The sequence below is a fragment of the Bacillus sp. Au-Bac7 genome (assembly GCF_021341655.1).
Taxonomy (GTDB): Bacteria; Bacillota; Bacilli; order Bacillales; family Cytobacillaceae; genus Niallia.
In genome coordinates, this window is the sequence record NZ_JAJTTG010000001.1 from 730,209 (window position 1) to 755,896 (window position 25,688).

The 25,688-nt window shown below is 38.4% G+C and carries 26 protein-coding genes and 1 pseudogene; 25 read left to right on the forward strand and 2 right to left on the reverse strand.

Going from position 1 to position 25,688, the window contains the following annotated elements; genetic code table 11:
* Positions 1-10 precede the first annotated feature (10 nt).
* The 16 genes from LXM54_RS03760 (at position 11) to manA (ending at position 14,775) form a co-directional block, all read left to right on the forward strand.
* Positions 11-1,342 carry a dihydrolipoamide acetyltransferase family protein gene (locus LXM54_RS03760; RefSeq protein WP_233313750.1) on the forward strand — a complete coding sequence of 444 codons (1,332 nt, stop codon included), beginning with the start codon at positions 11-13 and terminating at the stop codon, positions 1,340-1,342.
* An 8-nt stretch (positions 1,343-1,350) separates the two neighbouring features.
* On the forward strand, positions 1,351-2,757 hold the full coding sequence (gene lpdA / locus LXM54_RS03765; protein WP_233313751.1) for a dihydrolipoyl dehydrogenase: 1,407 nt from the start codon (positions 1,351-1,353) through the stop codon (positions 2,755-2,757).
* A 198-nt stretch (positions 2,758-2,955) separates the two neighbouring features.
* A complete protein-coding gene (locus LXM54_RS03770) occupies positions 2,956-3,432 on the forward strand; it encodes a PTS sugar transporter subunit IIA (protein ID WP_233313752.1) in 477 nt (158 codons plus the stop codon).
* Positions 3,433-3,485: 53 nt separating this feature from the next.
* Complete coding sequence (locus LXM54_RS03775; RefSeq protein WP_233313753.1) at positions 3,486-4,901, forward strand: PTS galactitol transporter subunit IIC; 1,416 nt, start codon at positions 3,486-3,488, stop codon at positions 4,899-4,901.
* A gap of 24 nt (positions 4,902-4,925) precedes the next feature.
* Positions 4,926-5,204: a PTS sugar transporter subunit IIB gene (locus LXM54_RS03780; RefSeq protein WP_233313754.1), complete on the forward strand. Its 279-nt coding sequence runs from the start codon at positions 4,926-4,928 to the stop codon at positions 5,202-5,204.
* Positions 5,205-5,263: 59 nt separating this feature from the next.
* Positions 5,264-5,722 carry a hypothetical protein gene (locus tag LXM54_RS03785; RefSeq protein ID WP_233313755.1) on the forward strand — a complete coding sequence of 153 codons (459 nt, stop codon included), beginning with the start codon at positions 5,264-5,266 and terminating at the stop codon, positions 5,720-5,722.
* Positions 5,694-6,761, forward strand: coding sequence for an alcohol dehydrogenase catalytic domain-containing protein (locus tag LXM54_RS03790; RefSeq protein WP_233313756.1), 1,068 nt, complete (start codon positions 5,694-5,696; stop codon positions 6,759-6,761). The genes LXM54_RS03785 and LXM54_RS03790 overlap by 29 nt, the downstream gene beginning before the upstream one ends.
* 14 nt (positions 6,762-6,775) lie before the next feature.
* The gene (locus LXM54_RS03795; RefSeq protein WP_233313757.1) at positions 6,776-7,429 is read left to right on the forward strand and encodes an SDR family NAD(P)-dependent oxidoreductase; all 654 of its coding nucleotides are present in this window, start codon (positions 6,776-6,778) and stop codon (positions 7,427-7,429) included.
* A gap of 22 nt (positions 7,430-7,451) precedes the next feature.
* Complete coding sequence (locus tag LXM54_RS03800; protein WP_233313758.1) at positions 7,452-8,189, forward strand: SDR family NAD(P)-dependent oxidoreductase; 738 nt, start codon at positions 7,452-7,454, stop codon at positions 8,187-8,189.
* Between the two features lie 179 nt (positions 8,190-8,368).
* Positions 8,369-9,274 (forward strand): sugar-binding transcriptional regulator, encoded by a 906-nt coding sequence (locus LXM54_RS03805; protein ID WP_245399977.1) that lies wholly within the window; start codon positions 8,369-8,371, stop codon positions 9,272-9,274.
* A 127-nt stretch (positions 9,275-9,401) separates the two neighbouring features.
* Positions 9,402-9,737, forward strand: coding sequence for a bh protein (locus LXM54_RS03810; protein ID WP_233313760.1), 336 nt, complete (start codon positions 9,402-9,404; stop codon positions 9,735-9,737).
* A 399-nt stretch (positions 9,738-10,136) separates the two neighbouring features.
* Positions 10,137-10,499 (forward strand): GntR family transcriptional regulator, encoded by a 363-nt coding sequence (locus LXM54_RS03815; protein ID WP_233313761.1) that lies wholly within the window; start codon positions 10,137-10,139, stop codon positions 10,497-10,499.
* 19 nt (positions 10,500-10,518) lie between these two features.
* Complete coding sequence (locus LXM54_RS03820; RefSeq protein WP_233314749.1) at positions 10,519-11,424, forward strand: ABC transporter ATP-binding protein; 906 nt, start codon at positions 10,519-10,521, stop codon at positions 11,422-11,424.
* Complete coding sequence (locus tag LXM54_RS03825; RefSeq protein WP_233313762.1) at positions 11,396-13,360, forward strand: DUF6449 domain-containing protein; 1,965 nt, start codon at positions 11,396-11,398, stop codon at positions 13,358-13,360. The genes LXM54_RS03820 and LXM54_RS03825 overlap by 29 nt, the downstream gene beginning before the upstream one ends.
* A gap of 28 nt (positions 13,361-13,388) precedes the next feature.
* Complete coding sequence (locus LXM54_RS03830; RefSeq protein WP_233313763.1) at positions 13,389-13,724, forward strand: hypothetical protein; 336 nt, start codon at positions 13,389-13,391, stop codon at positions 13,722-13,724.
* Positions 13,725-13,827: 103 nt separating this feature from the next.
* Positions 13,828-14,775 (forward strand): mannose-6-phosphate isomerase, class I, encoded by a 948-nt coding sequence (manA, locus tag LXM54_RS03835; protein ID WP_233313764.1) that lies wholly within the window; start codon positions 13,828-13,830, stop codon positions 14,773-14,775.
* Between the two features lie 145 nt (positions 14,776-14,920).
* Here the strand turns inward: manA and LXM54_RS03840 are convergent, their stop codons facing one another.
* The gene (locus LXM54_RS03840; RefSeq protein ID WP_233313765.1) at positions 14,921-15,718 is read right to left on the reverse strand and encodes a histidinol-phosphatase HisJ family protein; all 798 of its coding nucleotides are present in this window, start codon (positions 15,716-15,718) and stop codon (positions 14,921-14,923) included.
* Between the two features lie 188 nt (positions 15,719-15,906).
* On the opposite strand from LXM54_RS03840, the gene LXM54_RS03845 reads away from it, so the two are divergent.
* The 7 genes and pseudogenes from LXM54_RS03845 to spoIIP all read left to right on the forward strand — a co-directional run bounded on the left by LXM54_RS03845 (position 15,907) and on the right by spoIIP (position 22,159).
* Positions 15,907-16,683: an alpha/beta hydrolase family protein gene (locus LXM54_RS03845; RefSeq protein WP_233313766.1), complete on the forward strand. Its 777-nt coding sequence runs from the start codon at positions 15,907-15,909 to the stop codon at positions 16,681-16,683.
* Between the two features lie 376 nt (positions 16,684-17,059).
* Positions 17,060-17,653 (forward strand): annotated as a pseudogene (locus LXM54_RS28410) (HAMP domain-containing protein); the annotation flags it as partial.
* A 126-nt stretch (positions 17,654-17,779) separates the two neighbouring features.
* On the forward strand, positions 17,780-18,619 hold the full coding sequence (locus LXM54_RS28415) for a methyl-accepting chemotaxis protein (RefSeq protein ID WP_442780429.1): 840 nt from the start codon (positions 17,780-17,782) through the stop codon (positions 18,617-18,619).
* The gene (locus LXM54_RS03855; protein ID WP_233313768.1) at positions 18,612-19,652 is read left to right on the forward strand and encodes a sugar ABC transporter substrate-binding protein; all 1,041 of its coding nucleotides are present in this window, start codon (positions 18,612-18,614) and stop codon (positions 19,650-19,652) included. The genes LXM54_RS28415 and LXM54_RS03855 overlap by 8 nt, the downstream gene beginning before the upstream one ends.
* A 170-nt stretch (positions 19,653-19,822) precedes the next feature.
* Positions 19,823-20,428 (forward strand): lysophospholipid acyltransferase family protein, encoded by a 606-nt coding sequence (locus tag LXM54_RS03860; protein ID WP_233313769.1) that lies wholly within the window; start codon positions 19,823-19,825, stop codon positions 20,426-20,428.
* Positions 20,425-20,844, forward strand: coding sequence for a 3-hydroxyacyl-ACP dehydratase FabZ (fabZ, locus tag LXM54_RS03865; RefSeq protein WP_233313770.1), 420 nt, complete (start codon positions 20,425-20,427; stop codon positions 20,842-20,844). The genes LXM54_RS03860 and fabZ overlap by 4 nt, the downstream gene beginning before the upstream one ends.
* Positions 20,845-21,019: 175 nt before the next feature.
* A complete protein-coding gene (gene spoIIP / locus LXM54_RS03870; RefSeq protein ID WP_233313771.1) occupies positions 21,020-22,159 on the forward strand; it encodes a stage II sporulation protein P in 1,140 nt (379 codons plus the stop codon).
* A gap of 38 nt (positions 22,160-22,197) precedes the next feature.
* Here the strand turns inward: spoIIP and LXM54_RS03875 are convergent, their stop codons facing one another.
* Positions 22,198-22,395 carry an aspartyl-phosphate phosphatase Spo0E family protein gene (locus LXM54_RS03875; RefSeq protein ID WP_233313772.1) on the reverse strand — a complete coding sequence of 66 codons (198 nt, stop codon included), beginning with the start codon at positions 22,393-22,395 and terminating at the stop codon, positions 22,198-22,200.
* Positions 22,396-22,607: 212 nt separating this feature from the next.
* On the opposite strand from LXM54_RS03875, the gene LXM54_RS03880 reads away from it, so the two are divergent.
* On the forward strand, positions 22,608-23,354 hold the full coding sequence (locus tag LXM54_RS03880; RefSeq protein ID WP_233313773.1) for a sugar phosphate isomerase/epimerase family protein: 747 nt from the start codon (positions 22,608-22,610) through the stop codon (positions 23,352-23,354).
* A gap of 112 nt (positions 23,355-23,466) precedes the next feature.
* The gene (bglX, locus tag LXM54_RS03885) at positions 23,467-25,626 is read left to right on the forward strand and encodes a beta-glucosidase BglX (RefSeq protein WP_233313774.1); all 2,160 of its coding nucleotides are present in this window, start codon (positions 23,467-23,469) and stop codon (positions 25,624-25,626) included.
* Positions 25,627-25,688: the final 62 nt, after the last annotated feature.

Below are 25,688 nucleotides of genomic sequence, written 5' to 3' on the forward strand. Positions count from 1 at the left end.
GAAAGCCAATATGGCAAAAGAAATATTTATGCCTAAGTTAAGCAGCACGATGGCAGTCGGGACACTTCTGCAGTGGTTTAAAGAAGAAGGAGAGACTGTCGAAATCGGTGAACCGCTGTTTGAAATAATGACAGATAAAATTAACATTGAAGTAGAAGCCTATGATGATGGTGTGTTGTTAAAAAAATATGTCGATGTTGACACGGAGGTACCAGTTAACCATATTGTTGGCTATATCGGTGCAAAGGGTGAAGCAGTGCCTGCCAATTCGCCAGGCATTGCTGGCGGTGAAACAGACGTGAGAGAACAAGCAGAATCAGTTTCTATTCAACAAGAACTCTCCCATAATCACATACAAACGGAAGAAAAACCTCGGGCAACCCCAGCTGCTCGGCAAATGGCCCGCACAAACAAACTAGATTTAGTTTTCATTAACGGAAGCGGACCAAACGGCCGCATTCATAAAAAAGATGTGTTGCTGCAACTAGAAGATAATACAAAGGCAACACCACTTGCGAAAAAAATAGCTGCAGCAGCACAAGTGGACTTAAATACTGTTGCTGGAAGCGGAGCACAGGGCAAGATTGTGAAAGCAGACGTATTATCAGCGCTGCCAGCAAAATCAATGGAATCAGAACCAGTGCTAGAATCAATGGAAATACGGAAGAAAATGTCTGGGATTCGAAAAGTTATTGCCGAAAGGATGGCACAAAGCGTTTATACCGCACCACATGTTACATTAACCACAGAAGCAGACATGACCAAAGTAAAAGAACTGCGAACATCCCTCTTACCAGTTGTCGAAAAACAAACAGGCCTTCGTTTATCGTTTACAGATATTATCATAAAAGCGGCAGGGACCGCATTAAGTCGTCATCCTCATGTGAATGCATCTGTAGTAGGAGACGAAATTGTTCAGTACAGAGAAATTAACATCGGTTTGGCAGTAGCGGTTCCTGACGGTTTAATGGTTCCAGTCATAAAAGACGTTTCTTCAAAAGGACTCACTGCAGTTACAATGGAGGCAAAAGATATCGGACAGAGAGCGCGTGAAAATAAGCTGCTCCCAGAACAACTAAAAGGCTCTACCTTTACGATCTCCAACCTTGGAATGTATGCAGTTGATGCTTTTACGCCGATCATTAATCAGCCTGAAAGTGCCATATTAGGAGTCGGCCGCATTCAGGATAAACCTGTAGCTATAAATAACAGTCTGGAAATTCGGCCAATGATGACATTAAGTCTCTCCTTTGATCATCGAGCAATCGATGGAGCCCCGGCCGCAGCGTTTTTAACAGAATTAAAGCAAATATTGGAAAACCCATATGAGTTATTAGCATAGGAGGTATAATGGTGAAAACCTATGATATTGTTGTTATCGGCGGAGGACCGGGTGGATATACAGCGGCTCTGCATGCAGCAGAGCTTGGACAAAAGACAGCCCTTATTGAGGCAGACTTTCTCGGTGGAACATGCTTGAATCGAGGCTGTATTCCCTCCAAAACATATTTAAAGCATGCTGAAATTATTGAACAAATCGAAAAAGGGAAAGAGTGGGGAATTGACTCAGGACCGCTTCAGTTATCTTTAAGTAAAATGAAGAACCGAAAAGATGACGTCGTTAAACGCCTTCGCAACGGTATTGCTTTCCTTTTAAAAAAAGGAAAGGTGGATGCTTATAACGGCTATGGAACAGTACTGCCTGATGGAAAAGTAATGATTCAATCAGCTAGTAAGGAAGAGACTATTAAGGGCAATAAAATCATTATTGCAACTGGCTCTGTCCCTGCGGTGCCGCCGATTTCAGGATTAGAAACTGTTTCCTATGAAACTAGTGATACAGTTTTCGATTTGGAAGAGATACCTAAATCGGTCGTCATTATCGGCGGTGGCGTAATTGGAGTAGAATTTGCAACTATCTTTGCTGCCTTACAAGCAGAAGTAAGCATTATCGAAGCTTCTGACAAGATTATCCCAACAGAGGATATCGAAGCTTCCAAGTTCTTAACTAGTAGTCTCAAGAAAAAAGGGATTACCATCCATACAAATGCTAAAGTGCAGAGAGTAGAGGAAACTGAAGGGACGAAACTAGTAGTCTGTGAGGATGAAAAGGGGAATGAGCAAAAGCTTCACACAGATATATTAATCGTATGTACTGGGCGCAGGCCGAATCTATCAGCAGTTACAGGGCTTTCATTAGAAACGAACGGACCTTTTCTTCAAGTTAACAGCCAAATGGAAACAAGCATGACAAATGTGTATGCGATCGGAGACGTCATTGGCGGATGGCAGCTAGCACATGCTGCAAGTGCAGAAGGAATAGTTGCTGTAAATAATGCTTCAGGAAGAAAAGACCTTATTGACTATAAAGTAATGCCGCGCTGCATTTATACCCTTCCTGAGATTGCATCTGTCGGTTTGTCAGAAGAAGCAGCAAAAGCGCAAGGAATGGACGTGAAAATAGAGACATTTAATTTTGGCGGGAGCGGGAAAGCAATAAGTGCCGGTCAGCCAGAAGGATTTACTAAAATCATTTATGAAGCAAGGTTTGGCGAGATTATCGGTGTCGTTATGGCAGGTGGAAATGTAACAGAATTGATCGCAAACGCCTCAGCTTTTATGTACCTAGAAGGAACAATAGAAGAAGCAGCTTCCATGATTCATCCACATCCGACAATTTCAGAAACCTTCTATGAAGCAGCGCTGAATGCAGTCTACAAATCAAAAGCGAATAAAGAAATACATTCGGCTATCTAATCATATTCGCAACAAAAAAGCCTAGTAATAATAGGCTTTTTTGTGCAGTTAAAATAATAAGAGGAATAGACGAAATTAAATAATAAGAATTTTCTTAAAATGTCTTGACTGAACAGGTTCTGTATTTTATGATGATTACAAATGTAACACTATTGAACAAAAGTAAAAATCACTACAAACGAAAGGAGGGAGACAACAATGGAAAAGTTAATTCAATTAGATGAAAAGGTAATTCAATTGCATGTTAAAGCTGCAAATAGGGAGGAGGTAATGACGAGGCTTTATGAAAAGCTAAAGAAATACAATTATGTTAAAGATACTTTTTTAGCTTCTATTTTAGAAAGGGAAAGCATTTTTCCAACAGGCTTGCCTCTAGCTTCGATGGGCGTGGCAATTCCCCATACTGATCCAGAACATGTAGTCACCCCGATGATTGCTGTGGCAGTATTAGAGCACCCAGTAGAATTTATCGTAATGGGCAGTACAGATACACCAGTGAATGTGGAGATTGTCTTGATGTTAGCAATATCTGAACCTACTAAACAGCTTGTGATGCTCGAACGGTTAATGGGTGTCTTTCAAAATGAAGCTGCCATGTCCCAGTTGAAAAATGCTGCATCTGCTAAAGAGCTGCTTTCTGTATTAGACAGGGAAATAAATCAGATTAATGTTTAGCAATTTTTTTTCACCAGAAATGTAAGCGCTATCTATTGTGAGGGGGTCTTATTATGATTAAGCAAGCTGTAGATTTTGTATTAGATTTAGGTCCATCTATTATGCTGCCGATCATTATGACAGTATTTGGCTTACTGTTAAAGCAAGGCTTTAAAAAGTCATTTACAGCAGGTATAACCATTGGGATTGGTTTCATAGGTGTAAATCTTGTTATCGGGCTTTTATCGGGGGCAATCGGACCAGCTGCCCAAGCGATGGTAGAGAAATTAGGATTAAATTTAGATATTCTTGATGTGGGATGGCCAATCGGTGCTGCTATTTCCTTTGGAACGCCTGTAGCACCATTAATGATTCCATTAGTACTGGTTTTAAATGTAATCATGCTGTCAACGAATTTAACAAAAACGCTAAATGTTGATATTTGGAACTTCTGGCATTTAATCTTCGCTGCCTCGGTCACTTATTATGCCTACGATAACATGATTTTAGCTATAGCAGTTGGATTAATTGTTTCTGCGATAACCCTCAAATTGGCGGACTGGACCGCCCCGGCTGTCGAACACCACTTTGGGTTAAAAGGAGTCTCAATGGCTCACTCGGAAACAGTTAACTTTGCTCCCATCACATATGCTAGCAACCGGATTGTGGATAAAATACCAGGAATTAATAAAATCGAGGCAGATCCTGAAACATTAAAGAAAAGATTTGGGATTTTTGGAGAGCCCCTCGTAATGGGATTAGTGCTTGGATTGCTGATTGGCTTTCTCGGTGGATACGATGCTAAAGGAATTCTAACATTAGGGATTCAGATGTCTGCAGTATTAATTTTGATGCCAAGAATGGTAGCTCTATTAATGGAAGGACTAATCCCTATTTCAGAAGGAGCCCGCGACTTAATCAATAAAAAGTTCCCTGGTAAGAATGTTTATATTGGGCTTGATACAGCGATTGTTATCGGAACAGCATCAAATATGGCGGTTGCACTAATCATGGTTCCTATTACCTTATTATTAGCTGTAATTTTACCATATAACGGTATGCTGCCTTTTGCGGATTTTGCAGTACTTCCCTTTACAGTCGTTTGGGCAGTCGCAGCAGCACGCGGCAATATTATCCGCGGCATTATTAACAGTATCGTCACCTTGATGATCGTCTTCTTTATTGCTACTAATCTTGCAGATTTAGCAACAACGATGGGAAGAGCAGTCGGCTTTGATTTCCCAGAGGGAGCTACACAAATTTCTGGTATAGATTTAGGATCACACGTCATTCCATGGATTATCGTCCGATTGCTTGACCCAAGCAATCCATACTTTATCGGTGCGATTATAGCTGCGATTTTGTACGCCTCGCTCTGGTATTGGGTCAGAAATGACATTAAAAAACAATATGCGAAAGAAATGGGATTAGATGCGAAGACATTAAAGCCTGTTCAACTAGAGGAAGATGAAACTGCTTTTAAAGCTTAATTATTTATTATAGGAGGAATTACAATGGCAAAAAAAATCTTGGTTTCCTGTGGTACAGCAGTTGCCACATCCACAGTCGTAGCGAAAAAAATAGAAGAAATATTAAAAAACAAAGGATTGAATGTTATTGTGGAGCAATGTAAAGTATCGGAGGTGCCATCTAAAGCGGCAGGTGCAGATTTAATTGTCACAACAACACCAGTAAGTAATACAGGCGGAACACCAGTAATACAAACAATCTCTTTTTTGACAGGGGTTGGAATTGATGCAGATATGGAAAAGATTATTAGCCATTTAGAATAAGCCATAAAAAAGCAAAAAAACGATGTTGTGTTTTTTTGCTTTTTTAAAATGGAGGAGAGATGATGAAGCACTATCGCTACAGTACAACAGTATTTTGGTTTTCTATTATTTTTCCTGTGATCTTAATGATTGGCATGTTTATTTGGGCTATAAACAGCCTAATAAATAATGGTTCAGAGGGTATTTATTTGCTTGTTTTAATCGTGATGCCTCTATTATTTGTTTCCTCTGTTATTGGTTTAAATAACCCTTCGCAAATTACTGTCACTTCTGAGGCAATCGCATTTATTGGGTTTTGGCGAAAGCATGAGTATAAATGGCAAGAGGTCACAGAATTTACCGTTAAAGATTATGGATATGTAGGAAAATCCTTTATCAGAATTGGCAATTTCCGTCTGTTAGGAGGCCGCTATTGGATTTCTAATAAGCTCGAAGGGTATCAAGAATTATTAACCATAATAAAAGCACAAGCAGAAGGACGTGAAAAGCATGAAGGTGAAACCGTACAGTCAAAATGACAGAGCACTGCCGATGAAAGTTGCTGCTTACTATAACAAGGAACAAATAAACTATGAAGAGCGGCATATTCCTACTATCGGTGACGAGGAAGTGTTAATTCGCATGGAGTATTGCGGACTATGCGGAACAGATATTCATAAAGTAATCGACGAAACAGTGCCGCCTGAAACTGTTCTTGGCCATGAAGTTTCAGGGGAAATAGTGAAAACAGGTGCTAAAGTAAAGGATTACAAAGTGGGTGATAGAGTATTTGTCGCTCACCATGTTCCATGCTTCACCTGCCATTATTGCAAGAGAGGTTCGTTCAGCTTATGTGCGCAATTTAAACAAACCAATCTAGATCCAGGCGGATTTTCTGAATATATCCGTGTGCCAGCATTGCATGTAAAACATACGATGGGGCTACTTCCAAACGGAATGAGCTATGAACAAGGAGCGCTTGTCGAACCAATCGCCTGCTGTCTTCATGGCTTTGAATTAATAGATACACACCCAGGAGATACGATTTTTATTATGGGCGCTGGCCAAATTGGCCTCCTGCAAGTACAAATTGCCAGAGCCTTATATGCTTCCAACATTATTGTCAGTGATATTAATCCTTTTCGTTTGGATAAAGCACTAGAGTTCGGTGCTGATGAGGCTATTAACAGTCAAAAGGAAAATGTAGCAGAAAAAGTATTAGAGCTGACAAATGGAAGGGGAGCAGATATCATCATCATTTCCGCCAGCATTTCCTCTCTTTTACCTGAAGCATTGGAATGTGTTGCAAGAGGCGGGACCGTATTAGTTTTTGCACCATTTAAAGACACAGAGGTAGCCATACCTGCAGCAAAATTTTTTAATGATGAAATTAAAGTAATCGGCTCCTACTCTTCCAATCCATATAATTATGAAAAAGCTGTGTATATGTTGAAAAATAAAGTGTTTGATGTAGAAAGGATGATTACCCACCGCTTTCCGTTAGCAGAGTTAGATAAAGCAATCGCAACGGCACATAATCCTACTGCAAGTGTTTTGAAAGTGCTAATAACACCATAGAAAGAGGGGGAGCAATGGTTGATTTAAGGTTAAATGAAAAAATAGTACTAGTAACAGGAGCGGATGATAGTCTTGGTACCGTTATTTGCGAAAAGCTTGTAAAGAATGGCGCTAAGGTTTGGAGTCATCAATTTAGCGAAAATACAGCAGGTTCCAATCAGCATTATGTGAATACAACCACTATTATAAGTAAATTGGACTCACGTGAAGAGGTTCGAACGGTAGTCAATAAAATCATCGCAGAAGATAAAAAAATAGATATTCTCATCAATCTGGCAGAAAAGAAGGATAGCTTTACAATTGATCAGCTGACACCACAGACATGGTTAGCTGCTTTTCAAAGAAATCTGGATACACCTTTTCTATGCTGTCAGGAAATTCTCCCAGCCATGATAGAGCATGGCAGCGGAACCATTATTAATATAACTTCACAAGCGGCATTTACAGGAGATATTGGTCCTCATTATGCGGCATCCAAAAGTGCATTAAACTCATTTACAAAGGGCTTGGCAAGAGAGTTTAAAGAAAAGGGCATAAAGGTGAAGGAAGTTTGTGTTCCTGTTAAGCTACATGATCAGTCACTCCCTTTAAAGAGTAGAAGACACATGATCGAAGCAGTAGCAAATAAGACGTTACTAGCATGTTCAGCTTATTTGGATGAAGAATAGTTTATGATTTGAGGTGCTGTATATGAAAAAAAATATTCTTATTATAGGCGGAGCAAGTGGCATCGGCAAGGAAATTGCGTTACATTATGCAGCAGATAAACATCAGGTTGCTGTTGCAGATATTAATAAACAATCCTTGGAACAGTTAGTTCTAGAAAACGGCCAAAGTACTCTTATTCCATTGGAAGCAGACGCTAGTTCTTGGGAAAGTATCGAACTCCTTGCAGAACAAATAAAAAAGAGGTTTGGCACCATTCACACACTTGTTTACTCAGCAGGTATTACAAAATCAATCAGCTTACTTGAAATGGATTGGGCTGTTTGGCAAAAAACATTGGCTATAAACCTGCACGGTCTTTTTTACAGCATTAAATTCATATATCCGTTGATCGAGAGCGGCGGAAGCATCGTTATTATTGGGTCAGGCTCTGCTATTACTGGCACTGGCGGCGGAATCCAATATACGGCCTCAAAGGGCGGGGCATTTGGGTTAATGAGATCCCTTGTTCAAGAATTGGGAAATAACCATATAAATATAAATGTTGTCGCACCAAGGGTAATTGAATCAGATATGCTCGATATTTTATATCCGACAGAACAATCAAAGGCTGAGCTGAAAAAAGCCATTCCAATTGGACGGCTTGGTACACCAATTGATGTTTGTCAGGCGGTAAAATATTTAAGCAGTGAGGAAGGCAAATATGTGCATGGCCAAATCTTGCTGTTAGATGGCGGAAGAACATATAAAAGTGTCTTATAAACAGTTTCCCCGAGAATCATAATTCTCGGTTTTTTTATGATAAGACGTAATGATTTTCCTAAAAATATGCTGTAATATGTTCTTATACATAACATTTGTAATTACGGATTGGCTGTAGAAAGAGGAGATGATGAAGCGTGGAATGGCAAGAAAAACGACAATTAGTGAAGGTTTCCAGCATGTACTATAATGACGGCTGGACACAAGCACAAATTGCCCAAAAACTAGGTGTTTCAAGACCAGTTATTTCAAAGTTATTGCAAAGGGCAAAGGATGAAGGAATCGTTAAGATATATATAAAGGATGAAAGTGTGCACACTGTAGAATTAGAAAGAAAGCTGGAGCAATATTTTGACCTAGCAGATGCAGTGGTTGTTCCTAATAATGGGCTATCGGCAGAAAGAGCAAAACGGGAAGTAGGTCAAGCGGGGGCCAGCTATATTTCTAACAATATGAAAGACGTTAAAAGTATTGGAATCTCTTGGGGAGAAACGTTAGCTAATCTCGTACAGGAGTATCCTTTTGAGCGAAAAGAAGATATTACCGTTGTTCCATTAGAAGGAGGGATGGGAGTTAAACAAGTACAAATCCATGCAAACCAACTGGCAAACGAATTAGCGAAAAAACTCCAAAGTACATGTGCCTATTTGTATGCACCCGCCATTGTCGAAACAGAAGAACTAAAACAGCGGCTGATGGGGATGGAGGATATTCAAACAGTTTTAGAAATAGGCAGGAATGTAGATGTTGCTCTCATCGGAATCGGAAATCCTTTTGATGATTCAACATTATTGAGACTAGGATATTTACAAGAAAATGACCTTGCCCAACTTCGAGACGTAGGTGCAATCGGCGATATAGGCTTCCGCTTTTTCGATCAAAACGGGAAGCCTATCAATGATTCGTTAAATACAAAAGTAATCGGCATTACGTTGGAAGAGTTTAAAGGAATCAAAAATGTAATTGCAGTTGTGGAAGGGGAACATAAAGTTGCAAGTATATTAGGGGCATTACAGGGCAAGTTTATTGATGTATTGATTACCGATGAATTAACTGCAAATGCTATTATTAAAAACATAACGTGAGTAAATTTTTCTGTATATCTTGTACCTAATCCAGAAAAAATCGAATATAATAATGTTAATTAGTGGTATTTACGATGCATCATAATACGGAATCAATTTTCCTCATTAAGGATAAGGAGAGATTACGATGGAAATCACAAAATTAGATGTCTTCCTATATTGTTCACATTGTCAAGATGAAACTCTGCACAGTGTTCAATATTTAAACCATAAAATCTCTAGTACAGAGTGTACAAATTGCCACCGTAAACTTGATATGCATTTGAATCCGAAAAGAGAGCTATATAAAGAAATATATAAACGAATTGTTACAAAACCTACTAGACTAACCCAAGAATACAGAGATGATTTAAATAAATTTCTTGGAGAATTTCCAAAACGTGCGCTAAGCAAACCATATCGACTTAAAAGATATATGGATGAAACAAGAACGGCATTAAAGAAATTTAAAGACGGCAACTAAATAGCTTAAAATACCGCAGCAGGATAGTTATCTATCCTGTTTTTTTATGAAGAAAAAAATACTGCTTTTCTAAATTGGAATATTGATCTTTGCAGAAACTAGGGACAAGCAATAAAAATATTAATTTAATTTAAATAATCTGCAGTTAAAACAAAAAATGAACAAAGATGTATGTCAAAAGTGAAACGCACCATTCCTGTATGGGAAATCTCAGCAATATATTACATGGTATTCTTGCTAATAAGAGGTATATTTGCTCTGTGAAATGGCAAACTGACAAGAAATGAAAATGGAAATAAAGGAAAAAAATTCATTTTAGTTCTTTTTTTAGAGCTTTTTATATAATATAATAACTGTATTACGCATAATAGTACACTTAGTACAGATGGGGGGCTGAATATGTTTGAACTGGATATAAGAAGCAGGACACCTATCTATGAACAACTGGTGGAAAAGTTGATCGAGCTGATTGTGACAGGAGTGCTGAAGGCTGATGAACAGCTTCCATCTGTTCGAACGATGGCGACACAGCTGACGATTAATCCGAATACCATCCAAAAGGCTTATCGTGAGCTCGAAGTAAGAGGCTACATCTATTCCGTTCAAGGAAAGGGCAGCTTTGTGAAGGCTTCTGAGTTCGTTCAAGATGACAGCAAAATAAAAGAGGCGCTAGAGAGGTTGGAAAAAGCGGTGAAAGAAGCATTGTACTTAGGCATTCAGCCTGAGGATTTGCTTATGCATATCAGGAAATTGATTAATTAAGGGGGAGGGAATAATGCCGATGATTGAATTAAAACAAGTCGTAAAGCGCATTGATAAGGATATCATTCTCGACCATATGAGTTTGAATATACGAAAAGGTAGCATTTATGGACTGCTTGGCTCCAACGGGGCAGGAAAAACAACAATCTTAAAAATGATAGCGGGAATTTATAAGCAGGAAGAAGGAACGGTAACAGTAGATGGAGAGATGGTATTTGAAAATACTTCCCTGAAACAGAAGATGTTCTTTATTGCAGACTATCCTTCTTTTTTACCGCATTATACAACAAAACAAATGGCTTCTTTTTACAAGGAACAGTTCTCCAATTGGAATGATGAATTATTCAATAAAATGGGAGATCAGCTAGCTATAGACAAAAATAAAAAAATCCATCATTTTTCCAAAGGTGTACAAAGACAGATCGCTTTTTGGCTTGCTTTCTCCACACAGCCGGAAATTTTAATATTAGATGAGCCTTTTGACGGCTTGGATCCTGTTATACGTTCGAAAGTAAAGAAACTAATCGTAAACCAAGTCGCAGAAAATGAAATGACGGTTATCATTTCTTCTCATAATCTCTCAGAAGTGGAAGATTTATGTGACCATATCAGCATTATTCATAAAGGAAAATGTTTGATTGAAAATGATATTGATGATATAAAGCTTGATTTCCACAAAATCCAAGTCGCTTTTTCCGAACAAGGTGCAAAAGAATTATTGAAAGATTCTTTAGACATTGTTCATTTTGAACAGCGTGGAAGTGTCAGCATGCTTATCGTTAAAGGAGATAGAGAAGCAATTGTCAAACAGATTGAGCTATTATCGCCCTTATTGCTGGATATCTTGCCTCTTACATTAGAAGAGATTTTTATTTATCAAATGGAGGAATTAGATTATGCCATCAAAGAAACCTTTATATTATAAGCAATTATATCTATTAATCTTCCGCAATGTCGGCTGGATTGGTATTCTTTCTTTTTTAGTCTTGTTTTTTGCGATACCAATGCATCTAGTTCTCTTAGACAAAAAGGAATATAGAGAATGGGGAAATAACATAGTATTTGAACAGATTTTCGATGTCATTCCAGAGATTCAAATGGGTGTCTTATTGTTGACTCCTATCTTGCTTGGCATTTTTCTGTTTCGTTATATACAAAATAAAGCATTTAGCGATTTAATGCACAGCTTGCCTGTCAGCAGAAAGTTCCTGTTTCATTTTTTCACTTGGAACGGCTTTATTGTGTTAGTTTTACCAGTAGTTTTAAATGGTTTAATTCTAATGGCAGCTTATTCAATTTTTGATCTAGGAATATTTATTTCTATTAAAAGTATTTGGAGCTGGATTGGCATTTTTACTGTTTATACATCGGTAATATATTTTGCTTGTATCTTTGTCGGCATGCTTACAGGTTTATCCATTACTCAAGGATTGTTTACAGCTCTTTTTCTGCTATTTCCAGCAGGAGTTATCTTTATGCTTTTTTATAACTTCAGCACCTATGTGTATGGTTTTCCTCTCGAAAAATATATCTCTGACAAATTAATATATTTGTCACCGATACTGGCACCAGCCATCATCTACAGCAATTATTCAGACTTAAAGGTTTGTATAGCTTATATCGTCCTATCAGTCATTTTTTATGTGGCTGCAATGCTTCTTTACAAAAGACGCAATGCTGAAACTGTATATCAGACCTTGACATTCCGTAACTTGAGAGGATTGTTTAAGTACACAGTCACGATTTGCTTTATGCTTTTGGCTGGTTTGTATTTTCAAGTGATGAATAACGGCATCGGTTTTCATCTGTTTGGTCTTTTAATCGGCTCATTAATCGGCTATTTGATTGGTGAAATGTTTATCCAAAAATCATGGCGAGTATTCAACCGCCTAAAAGGATATGCTTATTTCTTTATTGCAGTAGTAATTGTGGCAGGAGTTTCACCATTCTTAATTAACAAATATGAACAATACATTCCAGAAGTGAATGACATTAAAAGCGTAGCTATAAATGACAGTATGACGTATACAGATGAGGCAATGAAGAAACTGTCTTCTTCAGAAAACATGGAAAAAGTTATAGAGATGCAACGTGAATTGATTAAAACACAAAACACAGTAGAAATATATGGGGAAAGTGTAATACCGCTGACAATAGAATATAAGCTCAACAATAATAAGAAAGTGACAAGAACATACACAATTAATCAAGATGATTATAGTAAATGGCTTAAGCCGATTTATGAATCAAAGGAATATAAGCAGCAAGTGTATGATTTTGAGTCACAAACGAATATTACAGAGGTAACGCTCGAATTTTCTTATGAAGGCGGAGCTATTACCATAACTAATCCCGAAGAACTTAAAGGCTTTTTGTCTGCGTTAACTGCTGACAAGCAGAAAGAGTCATATGAGGATATGAAAACCAGATATATTTCTTCTGCAAGTATTTCTATCCTAAAAGAGAATGATGAAAATAATTACAATTATTATGATAGTTTTATAACCTTAAAAGATAAACAAACGATTGCATGGTTAAAAAAGCATGGATATCATAATGAACTGACCATCAAACCGGAATTTGTTGAAAAAGTTGTTGTGTTTAAAGCTCGTGATTTAGGGATTGATATTAACCGTGATTATGATTATGTTCCTGAAAATATTGAAGAAGAACTAGATAAGCTTTCAAATAAAGTAGAAGTAAATACAGAAAGCTTACAAAAAGAGATTATTTCAACCTATTCTTATGGGAAAGAAAAATATGCCGTATATGTAAAGACAAGAGATCAATATGGATTAGAAGTAAATTATATTACGGAAGAAAACTTACCAGAAAGTATTAAAAATAGTCTGGAAAAATAAGTGAATGATAGGAAAGGCGGAGGTGCAAATGACTGACAATTACATAAACGAAGCATATATTGCAGTCCTTGCCCAGAAGCTTTTCCGCTCTGTCTTCTGTATTATAAAGCAGCAGCAATTAGCGGAGCTTGTCGTGCAGAAGGCGGTAACTTCCAGTCTTGATAAAACAAGTATGGCTCAAGCAGAATGGGAGAAATATGTGCAGAAGCTCGCAGTTCGCACGGCAATCAATTGTAAAAATTCAACAGTTGAGCAAAAGGAGAAGCTCCTGCGCCGTATGAAGGAGAGTGAAGCTAGCTCGTTAAGCTCAACTAAAAAAGAAAGCAAAGCAGAAAAAAAGCTCGGAAGCATGGTAGGATGTTAATCCTGCCATTTTTGTTTTCTTATTTTGAAAATAGATAGAAATTGCCCCATTATATGGTAGAATAAATTTGGAAAACAAACATTTAAAGGAGCACTAAAACTATATGAATTTTGAACCGCTATTTTTTAATCCGATCTTTATGGACCGTATTTGGGGAGGAACGGAGCTTCGCAGCTTCGGCTACGATATACCAACAGAAACTACAGGTGAATGCTGGGCTTTTTCTGCTCATCCAAATGGACAGAGCGTTGTTAAAAACGGCCAGTTTGCTGGTAAGACTCTAGGTGAATTATGGGAAAACAACCGTGAGCTATTTGGAAATGCCGAAGGAGACCGTTTTCCTTTACTGACAAAAATTTTGGATGCCAATCAAGATTTATCTGTCCAAGTGCACCCGAATGATGAATATGCAAAAGTTCATGAAAATGGAGAGCTAGGAAAAACAGAATGCTGGTATATTGTAGACTGCAAGGAAGGTGCTGAAATTATTTTTGGCCACCATGCTCAAACAAAAGAAGAATTAGCCAGCATGATTACTGAAAATATATGGACTGAGCTGCTGAATAAAGTGCCAGTTAAAAAAGGTGATTTCTTCTTCGTGCCAAGTGGGACTATTCACGCAATTGGCGAAGGCATAATTATACTGGAAACACAGCAAAATTCCGATACAACCTACCGTGTTTATGATTATGACAGGAAGGATGCAAACGGCAATACTAGAGAGCTGCATGTTGAACAGTCAGTTGCTGTTACAACAGTTCCTCATAAAGCGGACGAGTATGATGTGAAGGTAAAAACAAATGGTGACTTAACAGCAACCACCTTTATTGAGTGCCCTTACTTTTCTGTTGAGAAATGGGAACTACAAGGTTCGAGCATAAACAATCAGACAAAACCATTTCTTCTATGCAGTGTTATTGAAGGGGAAGGCAGCATTAAAAAAGATTCTGCTGTTTATCCGTTTAAAAAAGGCGATCACTTCCTACTGCCTAGCGATTTTGGCAGCTTTGAACTGGAAGGAAGCAGTGAATTGATAGTTTCTTATCTATAATGTCGAAAAGAGGTGCATAGGGCACCTCTTTTTTTGTTGAAAATCACCAGAAAAAGTGGCTTTTTATAAGATGGAGTCATTACCAATAATCTGATTATATATACAAAAACGAGGTGCAAAATCACCTCGTAAGGAAAGCTTTCAATCAGCCAATTTTAACAGCGGTCGGCTTACGCAAAGAATATGTGTAGAAGTGGGTAAATCCACATGCCTTTGCAAGCTCGATTCCTTCTTTAAAACCTGCGCCTGCTGTTGCGGCATGATGGGAATCAGAACCGATTGTCAGAAGCTGTCCGCCTAATTCTTTATACAGCTTTAAGATGTCATCATGTGGCATAGAGAGCTCAAGGCTTGTTCTTAAGCCGGATGTATTAATTTCAAGACCGATTTCCCTGTTGATGGCGATTGTCAAAATGTCAGCGATTAAGTCTTTATGCTTAGTAAAGTCATATAAACCTCTTGTAGAAAAAGCATAGCGTTTCATTAAGTCAAAATGGGCGATAACATCAATATCCGCATTTTTAACCATTTCCTTTAGTTCAAGGAAATAGTCTTCGTATATATCCTTTTCAGGATGTGCATTCATAAACTTTCTAAGGGTTGTGCCACCTAAATTATGGACAGATCCTAATATGAAATCAAAAGGTATTGGTGACAGCACACGATGATAGCTGTCCATCATTTGATGAGGTTCACATAATTCAATCCCGAGCTTTATCGTGAGTTTTCCTTTAAACAGTTCCTTGCATTTATTAATATCGTTTAAATACTTTTCCCACTCCATGTGCCCAAAGGTAGGCGCGTTCGGGTTGACAGAAAAATGTTCTGTAAAACAGATTTCATGAACGCCATTATGGATTGCGCTTTGGCAAATTTCCTCCATATCGGCTTTGGAATCAAAGGAATGATTGGAGTGATGATGATAATCGGTATAATATTGCATAATTCCTCCTAAATGAAAAGACTCTCTATCTATTATTTCATAGTATAAATTACATGTCAGTTTATTTAATTCTTTTTGACAAAAAAACAGTTTTCCCTCTATAATATAAAGATAAGAAAAAAGCGTATATTAAAACCAAGTAAACCTGTAAGAAAAGTTTATTTAAGGGGATAATGGGAGGTAAACGAATGACAATTCATCAAAGGCTAATGTGGAAGCAAGAAGAACTTGCCCTTTCCATCGACTATCCAAGAAACAGAGCTAATAAAAATAATCATGTTATCCTGATTTGCCATGGCTTAATTGGCAGCCGAATTGGAGTGGATCGTCTCTTTGTGAAATCAGCAGCAGAGCTTGTAAATAACGGTTATACTGTGTATCGATTTGATTATGCAGGCTGCGGTGAAAGCACAGGCGAGTACGGCAAATTTGGTTTGAGTGACCTGATTGCTCAAACGAAAACAGTGATAGACTATGCATGCCGACAAGAGGAAACAGACGAAATTATTCTTCTTGGTCACAGTTTAGGAGGCGCTGTAACACTGCTTCAAGCGAACAGAGATGACAGAGTAAGCAAGCTAATCCAGTGGGCAGCCGTTGGAAACCCGTATGAAGATTTAGCGAAAATAGTCGGAGCGGATGATGTCTCCGCTTTAACAGAAACCGAGACAATCGATTTTTACGGCTATCCACTTTCAGGCTATTTCTTTCAGTCGATGAAAAAGTATCAGCCTTTGCAAGAATGCACCAGCTTTAATGGTGATGTCCTGCTTTTGCATGGCAATGGTGATTCAGATATTCCCCATGATTACCTAAAAGAATATAAACGGAATTACGAACAACGTGCAAATGGCACAGCAGAAGCTTTTATCATAGAAAACGGAGAGCATACTTTTTCTTGTGCCAGTCATTATGAACAACTGATAGAGAAGACAGTTCAATGGCTTAATAAACAAATGTTGTGATTTGTTCGTTTACTCTAAAAATATACTAAACTGAGAGATTAGGATAACGAAAACTTAGTAGTGCGAAGGATTCTGCAGACAGAATCCTTTTTTTATTGCTGTTTTATTATCATGTTTTTTGGGAGGAAAAATTTTTTTCATAACCTATTCAACATTTGTTTGCGGCTGTCGATATTACCGGTAGAGATAGGAGGGACTCTTTTTGACAGAAAAATTTAAATTCAAAAATCTTAGAATAGGCTATAAATATGGAATTGTGTTTTTGTTGACACTTGTATTATTTATCACTTCTATATCAATAACCTTTGTATCCTTAAATAAGATGTCCAAAAACAACGATGAAGTAAGCAGCAAAAACGAGCTAAGTATTAACACAATGGAGTTAGTGGCGTTATTTCAAGAGAAAAATACGCAAATACCGCTTTATTTTCTTGATGCAAACGATCAAAAACTTGATGAATACTTAGAATTAAGTAAAAAGTTTACAGCGACTGCACTTAAAGTCGAGAGTAGTATAGAAGGCGAAGAAGCGAAAAAAATATATTTACAGCTGATTGAAAATAACCAAAAAATTGATGAAATATTTTTCAACTCTGTTGTTCCGAACGTGAAGGACTTTAATACAACAGCATATAAAGAATTGGAAAAAGAAATCACAGAGTTAAAAGTAAAGGTAACAGATGAAGGGGAGCAGTTGAACAAGCTTGTCGCTGCAGAAAATAATCAGTCAATAACTGCATTAAAAGCCCTTGTAAGCAGAACTAGCTTGCTTGTCGGCGTATTGACTGTTGTGACAATTGTAGTTTCCAGTGCTATTTTAATCATCATCTCAAGAAGAGTACAAAATCAGTTAAAACATGTCATTGAGGTAAGCGATTCCATCGCAAATGGAAAGCTCGCTATTGCACCACTTGCGGAAGATTCCAGTGATGAAATTGGTCAATTATCCAAATCTATTAATAAAATGGGCTCAAGTTTAAAAGAGACAATACATGGTATTTCTGGGATGTCGACAAATCTTGATTCAAGAAGTATGGAAGTATCAGAAGCAGCTGTTGAGGTAAGCGAAACAATTGATATGATGACAACGACAGTAATGGAGCTAGTAGAAGGGGTCAATGTCCAGGCAGATGCAGCCTCAACGATTGCCGCAAATATGCAAGATTTCAATCATCAAATTGCCGAAGCAGATGAAAATGCAAATGAATTAGTAAAAACATCCGCGGCTGTTACAACGTCAAGCAAAGAGGGAAGCAGACTGATGCATTTGTCCTTAGAACAGATGCATACGATTAATACAGTTGTAACAAGCAGCGTTAAGAAAATGAAAGAGCTTGAAAGCAATACAGCTAATATTACTGAACTTGTCACATTTATTAAATCAATTGCAGAGCAAACAAACTTGCTGTCCTTAAATGCCTCGATTGAAGCAGCAAGAGCAGGGGAAGCTGGCAAAGGTTTTTCTGTAGTGGCAGAGGAAGTGCGTAAGTTGGCTGTGCAAACTTCTGATTCTATTAATGATATTACAGGATTAGTAACAGCCATTCGGGAGAACAGTATTGAATCTCTGACTCAGCTTGAAAAAGGGTATGAGGAAGTAAACAAAGGAGCAGAACAAATTAAATTAACGGAAAGCTCCTTTAATGAAATCCTGGCAGGCATTGCTAATCTGACAGATAAAACGATGAACATTTCTGAAATCATTAAAGAATTCAGCAAAACGAGCACAGGCATAAGTACATCTGTTGAGCAGATTGCAGCTGTGTCGGAAGAATCAGCAGCGTCCTTTGAAGAAGTTTCTGCTTCGATGATGCAGCAAAATGATATGATGACAAGCATTACGGCAAACTTTAAAGAAATTACGCAAATGGTAGATGATATGAACAATATGATTCAAAAATTTGAACTAGAGAAGGAGGAAAAGGGACATGCGTAAACTGCATAAACAACTAGCAGCAGGAGCAATGGTACTAAGCATTTCCCTTCTGTCCGCCTGCTCTCAAGATACAGTTAAGGAAACAGCTAAAATAAAGCTTTCACAAGATGATAGTAAAGTTTATGTCGGCTTCTCTCTCGATACTCTCGCAGAAGAACGCTGGTATAAAGATAAAGATGCTTTTGAAACGACTGTTAAGGAGCTTGGCGGTGAGGTGAAAACACTTGCTGCCAACGGGGTTGACAGTGTGCAGATTAAACAGGCTGAATTGTTGATTGCAGAAGGTGTTGATGTTTTAGTCGTTGTACCTCATAATGCCGAAGTATCTGCCGAGATAGTGGAAATAGCTCATAAGGCAGATGTTAAAGTAATATCTTATGACCGATTAATTAAAAATGCTGATGTTGATTATTATATTTCTTATGATAATAAAAAAGTCGGCCAGCTGCAGGCACAAGAAATTTTGAAAAAACAAAATAAAGGGAATTTTGCTTATATCGGCGGTGCTGAGACAGACAATAACGCCATCCTCTTCAGAGAAGGAGCTATGGAAGTGCTGAAGCCGTATATAGATAAAGGACAAATTAAGCTTGTATATGATCAATATACAGCTGAATGGAAGCCAGAAACAGCCGAGAGCAGCATGAAGCAAGCTTTAAAAGCTAATAAAAATGACATTCAGGCAGTTATCGCAGCAAATGACGGCACTGCCGGCGGTGTTATTAATGCCTTAAAGGCAAGCGGCTTAAAGATTCCAGTATCCGGCCAAGATGCAGAGGTTGACGGAATTAAACGCATCCTTGCAGGAACACAAACAATGACAGTTTATAAACCGATTCAAGCAATTGCAGAAAATGCTGCAAATATCGCGATGAAGGCGGGGAATCAGGAGGAAATCGAAACAACAGCAACAGTGAACAACGGCAAAATCGACGTTCCAGCAATCCTCCTCGATCCAGTAGCAGTCACTAAAGGCAATATAGAGGATACAGTAATCAAGGATAATTTTATTAACAAGGATGACTTAGAATAATCACTTAAGGAGCTTAGGAATGAGCTCCTTTTGTGTGTAGATGAGACTACTCTTTTTCAGTTGGATAGTATATAATTAAAGGTATAGAAAAATATAGTATCTAGTACTAAGAGCAGATGTTATACTAATCATAAATAATTCGTTGTATTTTTACATAAAGGAGATTTAACATGTATACATTCACAAGTAATTTTGCCAATATTGTTTTAAAAATATTTGGGCGCAGTGAGGCGATAAACAAGGATAAACTGCCAAAGGATACAGGTTATGTTGTTGCCTGCTCTCATATTGGCTGGATCGATGTTGTGGCACTTGGAACATCACTATTGCCGAAACAGATTCACTTCATGGCAAAAAAAGAGCTGTTCACAAAGCCTAATGCTGCCAAGTTTCTTAACAGCATTAACGCCTTTCCAGTAGACCGGGAAAATCCTGGGCCTAGCAGTATTAAGACGCCTGTTAAACTGTTGAAAGAGAAGAAAATCGTCGGCATCTTTCCAAGCGGGACAAGAACGTCCGAGGATGTTCCGCTGAAAAGAGGAGCAGCAACAATCGCCAATCTTGCTAAAGTGCCGATTGTGCCAGCAGCTTACAGCGGTCCGACAGATCTTAAGGGATTGCTAAAAGGAAATAAAATTAGAGTAATGTTCGGCGATCCGATTTTACTGCAAAAGGAAGACGGCTCGAGAAAAGATGTTGCGGAGCTGACGCAAGAAATGACTGATGTTATGGCAAGTCTGCAGCTGCAGCTGGATGCAAGAGGGAAAAAGCAATGATTGATTTAGCCATTGTAAAAGATATTTTAAACCGCTATCCGCTGCCCCTCGTAGATGAAATCTTGGAATTGAAGGCTGGCAAAATGGCTGTAGGTGTTAAGCAAATCAGTAAAGAAGACACATTTGCCACAGGTCAAAACCCAAAAAGCCCTATTTTGCCGGGAGTGTTAATCATTGAAGCAATTGCTCAAGTAACAGCAGTAGCCATTCACAGTGAAAAAAAACATGAAGGCAAATGGGCGTTATTAGCAAAAATAAATGACTGTAAAATAAGAAGACCAGTCTTTCCAGGTGACGAGCTTTGTATGGAGGTTTTCGTCACAAAGGTCAAAAAAACGATTGCCAAAGCAAAAGGAATCGCAACCGTTCGCGGTGAATTAATCTGTGAAACAGAGCTGCTGTTTTCCTTTAAATAAGATTTTCGCGTATGTAAGGGAGCTACTACATACGCTTTTTTAACAAATTTATAAAAAATTTTACGCACTCAATTTATAAATAAAAAAATAAACCAAAGCAACTAAAAGTTAAATAAATTCGTTCTTCTAAATCTCTTACAATTGAATATAAATTTAGAGAGAAAGGAGACGACCTATGCATATATCAAAATTAAAATACTATTTCCAATACATTTACACTACTGTTTTAGGAGTCATCCTTGTTTTTATCTTAATTTCTGGTGCAACGACTTCACTAGTTTCACAAAAATTCTCCTCTGATTATATAAGAGAGGCCCTCGACAAGGTCGATGCCACCAATTTATACTCCCAGCTCTTTAACTTTGAAAATCACTATTTTCCAAAGGAAGGAAGCGCTATTTCCTTATCAAACCTATTCTTTCAGGTTGCCACAAATATCAGCCTTGATGATACAAGAACACTATTAGGACGAGAGCTGCCCCAGCTAAGCTTTTATCATACAAAAATCATTGTTGCTGAAGAAGGGACAACCATCGCCCAATTGCCGTATGAATCAACACCTTCTGATGAAATACTAAAAAATCCGAAGGAAGCAGACGAAGAAAAAATTACCGAAGATACCCCAAAATCAGAAGACAACAATTCAAATCAAACTTCCTCAGAAAAACGGGTTCTTATCTATCAAACACATAATTTAGAATCTTATTTGCCACTGTTGAAGAATGCTAAAGACCCAGATGATGCAATCAGTGCGGATGAACGGGTTAATGTAGTCAGTCTTGGTACTAAATTAACTAGCCTTCTGCAAAACGAAGGGATAGGGGTTCAGCATGATAAAACAAATATGAATCAAAGACTGTTAGACCGGAAGTGGAAGTATACTGCTTCTTATAATGCTTCAAGTGAAATTGTAGAAACAGCCATGGCAGAAAACAAAGATCTTACGTATTTAATTGATATACACAGAGATTCATTGCGGAAAGATAAAACAACGGCTACTATTAATGGCAAGTCATATGCAAAGATAGTTTTTGTTGTCGGTGAAGGTTATGAAGGCTATGAAAAAAACCAGGCTTTTGCCAAAAAAATGCATGAAGAACTTGCTGCTAAGTATCCTGGTATCAGCAGAGGCGTATTTGGAAAAAGTCAGGATTCAGGCAATGGTATATACAATCAAAACTACTCAGATAAAGCTATCCTTCTTGAAGTAGGCGGTGTCGACAATAACCAAGAAGAACTGAATAGGACAATCGAAGCTTTTGCCGACGTCTTCTCCGAAATATATTGGGAAGAAAACGGTGCAACAGAACAGTAAACTACCTTAGCCTCCTTTTCATTTTGGAAAGGAGGCTGTTACTTGTTTATTTTTATGCTGCCGAGGACTTGCTGGTATTTGACGATATACACATCAAGTTCTTGGCTGATATTCAAAACAGCAAGACTCTCTAAACCTTCCTGTGACGCAATTAGCAACAACTCACAGCGAAGATGATTGATTTTAATAAGCAACTTATTAAGCTTTTCCTCTTTGCAATCCCTTTCCTTCAGCAAGATGTATTCTCCCTTATTCATTATTCCTTACAAAAATGAGCCTTATAACCTATCATACTGTCAAATTATGAACAAATAATGAATGTTTTTTAAACTTTTGCAACTCACTTTAAAAATAATCGATTATTTAGACAGAAGAGGAGGAAAAGTACGTTCGAATATATAAAGAAGTACTTGAGTATTTTATACAAACCATGAAAAGGAGAGATTCTATGAAAATGCCAATCGCATTGCAGCTATGGAGTGTAAAAGAGGAGGCTGAGCAAGACTTTTTCGGGACGTTGGAAAAGGTAGCAAGCATGGGCTATGACGGTGTGGAATTTGCAGGTTATTACGGGAAAAGTGCACAAGAAATAAAAGCAAAATTAAAGGAGCTAGGGTTGAAAATTGCCGGTTCTCATATCAGCATGGAGGATATTTTGCAAAACACAGACAAGGTAATAGAATTTGAGCAAGAGCTTGGAAATAAATATATTGTGTGTCCTTGGGCAAACTTTCCTACGATCGAGGAGTGGAATGATTTTGCAGAAAAGATGCAGAAAACAGGTGCTAAGATTGCAGCTGCAGGATTATCCCTTTTATATCATAATCATAACCATGAATTTGCCCGCAATGATGATGAGTTTATTCTTGATAGGCTGTTTAAGGCAGTGCCAGCCGGCTATTTAAATGCAGAGCTTGACACATACTGGCTAGAATACGCAGGAATAAATGCTATTGACTATTTGGACAAATGGAAGGATAGAACTCCGCTAATCCATGTGAAGGACTTGGATGCTAGTAAACGGGAAAGTACAGAAGTCGGCAATGGCAGTTTAAATATAAAGGGTATTGTTGAAAAAGCTTACGAGAATGGTACAGAGTGGCTGATCGTTGAACAAGAAGCATTTACTCAGCCACCATTAGTGAGTGTCGAAATCGGTTTGCAAAATTTACAAACAATAGTAGCAAGTTTATAGTATTAAGTCCTCCCCTTGGTTTTTAAGTTGACCTCAGAAATGAAAACGCTTATAATTCAAATTGTAATCGTTAGTGAAACGTTTCGATAAAGGGATAAGGGGAGGCAGAAAGATGGTTGAGCTCAATCTGAAGTCAATAATTCATAACATGACATTAGAAGAAAAGGTCGCACAATTAATCCAGCTCGCCGGAAATTTTTATTACGGCTTGGCAGGTGAAATAACTGGTCCATTTGAAGAGATGAACATCAGCGGCTTTGTTGTTAAAAACAGCGGTTCTGTTTTAGGTGTTTCTGGAGCAGAAACGGTGCGAAAAATACAAGAGGAGCATTTAAAAAACAATCGTCATGGAATTCCACTCCTATTCATGTCAGACATCGTTCATGGCTATAAAACAATCTTTCCGATTCCTTTAGCGATTGGCTGTTCTTGGGATATGGAGCTGGCAGAAAAAAGTGCAGCGGTCGCGGCTAGTGAAGCAGCAGTTGCTGGTGTACATGTCACCTTTGCACCAATGGTTGACCTCGTCCGTGATCCGAGATGGGGCCGAGTGCTTGAATCGACAGGGGAAGACTCTTTTTTAAACAGTGCTTTTGCCAAAGCATTTGTGAGAGGCTTTCAAGGCAGTAATCTGGCGGAAGATTACAGCAAAGTGGCTGCATGTGTGAAGCATTTTGCTGCCTATGGTGCCTCAGAAGGAGGTCGTGACTATAACACTGTCAACATGTCTGAACGCCAAATGCGAGAATCCTATCTGCCTGCCTATAAAGCAGCACTAGATGAAGGCTGTGAAATGGTCATGACATCCTTTAACACCGTTGATGGGATTCCAGCTAGCGGCAACAAGTGGCTCATGCGAGAAATTCTTCGCGAGGAATGGGGTTTTAATGGTGTGTTGATATCAGATTGGGGCGCAGTCAAAGAGTTAATTCCCCATGGAGTCGCTGATGACGAAGCAGAAGCAGCCCGTATGGCAATCACTGCTGGTGTTGATATTGAAATGATGACCCCTTGCTATATCAGCAGCCTGCAAAGTCTGATAGAAACAGGGAAAGTGGAAGAGGCATTATTAGACGAGGCAGTGATGCGCATTCTAAAGCTGAAAGATAAGCTCGGGTTATTCCAAAATCCTTATAGAGCTGCAGATGCTGCAAAGGAACAAGAAGTGATCCTTTCTAAGAGCAATCGAGAAGTTGCCCGTAAACTGGCAGAGAAATCATGTGTTCTTTTAAAAAATGAGAACGTGTTGCCCTTGGACAAACAGCAGAAAATCGCCCTCATTGGTCCTTTCGCACAATCATCGGACATCTTAGGAGCATGGTCTTGGAAAGGAGAAATCGAAAAGACAGTAAACCTCCATGAAGCACTAAAAACAATGACAGAAAATCTGTCCGTCGCACAAGGTTGTAATGTTGAAACTATAACAGAAGAACAAGTTGCTGAGGCAATAGAAGCAGCGACGGCCGCGGATATACTAATTCTTGCAGTCGGCGAAAATGCTTCCATGAGCGGTGAAGCCTGCAGCCGTGGTGATATCACTTTACCGGAGGCGCAGCTGCAGCTAATTAAACAGATGAAAACATTAAATAAACCAATAGCTGTCATCCTGTTCAACGGCCGTCCCCTTGATTTACACGGTGTCCTAGATGAAGCTGATGCTGTGCTCGAAGCATGGTATCCTGGAACAGAAGGAGCCGCTGCAATAGCTAATATTCTATATGGAAAAGTGAACCCTTCAGGAAAACTGGCTATGTCTTTTCCCTATTCAGCAGGGCAAATTCCAGTTTACTATAATGCTTATAATACAGGCCGTCCCTATGACGGAGTAAGCCGTGATCATTATGTATCCAAATATTTAGATATTCCAAATAAGCCGCTGCTCCCATTTGGCTTTGGCTTAAGCTATACAAACTTCACATACACTAATCTGCGATTGTCCTCCGATAAGATGAGCGCAGATAAACCCGTTCAAGTCACACTAACCATTACAAATACCGGAGAATACTCCGGAGAAGAAATTGTTCAGCTCTATATTCGTGATTTGTCAGGCGAAGTAGTCCGTCCCGTCAAAGAACTAAAAGACTTCCAAAGAGTAACCTTAAACTCAAAGGAAACAAAGGACATCCAATTTCAAATTACAGAAGAACAGCTGCGCTACTACCATTCTGATATGAGCTTTACTAGTGATGCAGGCTTGTTTGAATTGTATGTGGGCAGCAGCAGTGAGGATGTATTGTCTGGGAGATTTGCGTTGATAACAAAAGAAAGTTAATTTAATGGGCATCTAAGTTTTTGCAGTGGATTATTTGGAAAATAAAACGTTTATAAGCGGAG

Coding starts and splice junctions, on each gene's coding strand:
- LXM54_RS03760 (WP_233313750.1), top strand. CDS start 11: ATGGCAAAAGAAATATTTATGCCTAAGTTAAGCAGCACGATGGCAGTC.
- lpdA (WP_233313751.1), top strand. CDS start 1,351: ATGGTGAAAACCTATGATATTGTTGTTATCGGCGGAGGACCGGGTGGA.
- LXM54_RS03770 (WP_233313752.1), top strand. CDS start 2,956: ATGGAAAAGTTAATTCAATTAGATGAAAAGGTAATTCAATTGCATGTT.
- LXM54_RS03775 (WP_233313753.1), top strand. CDS start 3,486: ATGATTAAGCAAGCTGTAGATTTTGTATTAGATTTAGGTCCATCTATT.
- LXM54_RS03780 (WP_233313754.1), top strand. CDS start 4,926: ATGGCAAAAAAAATCTTGGTTTCCTGTGGTACAGCAGTTGCCACATCC.
- LXM54_RS03785 (WP_233313755.1), top strand. CDS start 5,264: ATGATGAAGCACTATCGCTACAGTACAACAGTATTTTGGTTTTCTATT.
- LXM54_RS03790 (WP_233313756.1), top strand. CDS start 5,694: ATGAAGGTGAAACCGTACAGTCAAAATGACAGAGCACTGCCGATGAAA.
- LXM54_RS03795 (WP_233313757.1), top strand. CDS start 6,776: ATGGTTGATTTAAGGTTAAATGAAAAAATAGTACTAGTAACAGGAGCG.
- LXM54_RS03800 (WP_233313758.1), top strand. CDS start 7,452: ATGAAAAAAAATATTCTTATTATAGGCGGAGCAAGTGGCATCGGCAAG.
- LXM54_RS03805 (WP_245399977.1), top strand. CDS start 8,369: ATGTACTATAATGACGGCTGGACACAAGCACAAATTGCCCAAAAACTA.
- LXM54_RS03810 (WP_233313760.1), top strand. CDS start 9,402: ATGGAAATCACAAAATTAGATGTCTTCCTATATTGTTCACATTGTCAA.
- LXM54_RS03815 (WP_233313761.1), top strand. CDS start 10,137: ATGTTTGAACTGGATATAAGAAGCAGGACACCTATCTATGAACAACTG.
- LXM54_RS03820 (WP_233314749.1), top strand. CDS start 10,519: ATGATTGAATTAAAACAAGTCGTAAAGCGCATTGATAAGGATATCATT.
- LXM54_RS03825 (WP_233313762.1), top strand. CDS start 11,396: ATGCCATCAAAGAAACCTTTATATTATAAGCAATTATATCTATTAATC.
- LXM54_RS03830 (WP_233313763.1), top strand. CDS start 13,389: ATGACTGACAATTACATAAACGAAGCATATATTGCAGTCCTTGCCCAG.
- manA (WP_233313764.1), top strand. CDS start 13,828: ATGAATTTTGAACCGCTATTTTTTAATCCGATCTTTATGGACCGTATT.
- LXM54_RS03840 (WP_233313765.1), bottom strand. CDS start 15,718: ATGCAATATTATACCGATTATCATCATCACTCCAATCATTCCTTTGAT.
- LXM54_RS03845 (WP_233313766.1), top strand. CDS start 15,907: ATGACAATTCATCAAAGGCTAATGTGGAAGCAAGAAGAACTTGCCCTT.
- LXM54_RS28415 (WP_442780429.1), top strand. CDS start 17,780: ATGGAGCTAGTAGAAGGGGTCAATGTCCAGGCAGATGCAGCCTCAACG.
- LXM54_RS03855 (WP_233313768.1), top strand. CDS start 18,612: ATGCGTAAACTGCATAAACAACTAGCAGCAGGAGCAATGGTACTAAGC.
- LXM54_RS03860 (WP_233313769.1), top strand. CDS start 19,823: ATGTATACATTCACAAGTAATTTTGCCAATATTGTTTTAAAAATATTT.
- fabZ (WP_233313770.1), top strand. CDS start 20,425: ATGATTGATTTAGCCATTGTAAAAGATATTTTAAACCGCTATCCGCTG.
- spoIIP (WP_233313771.1), top strand. CDS start 21,020: ATGCATATATCAAAATTAAAATACTATTTCCAATACATTTACACTACT.
- LXM54_RS03880 (WP_233313773.1), top strand. CDS start 22,608: ATGAAAATGCCAATCGCATTGCAGCTATGGAGTGTAAAAGAGGAGGCT.
- bglX (WP_233313774.1), top strand. CDS start 23,467: ATGGTTGAGCTCAATCTGAAGTCAATAATTCATAACATGACATTAGAA.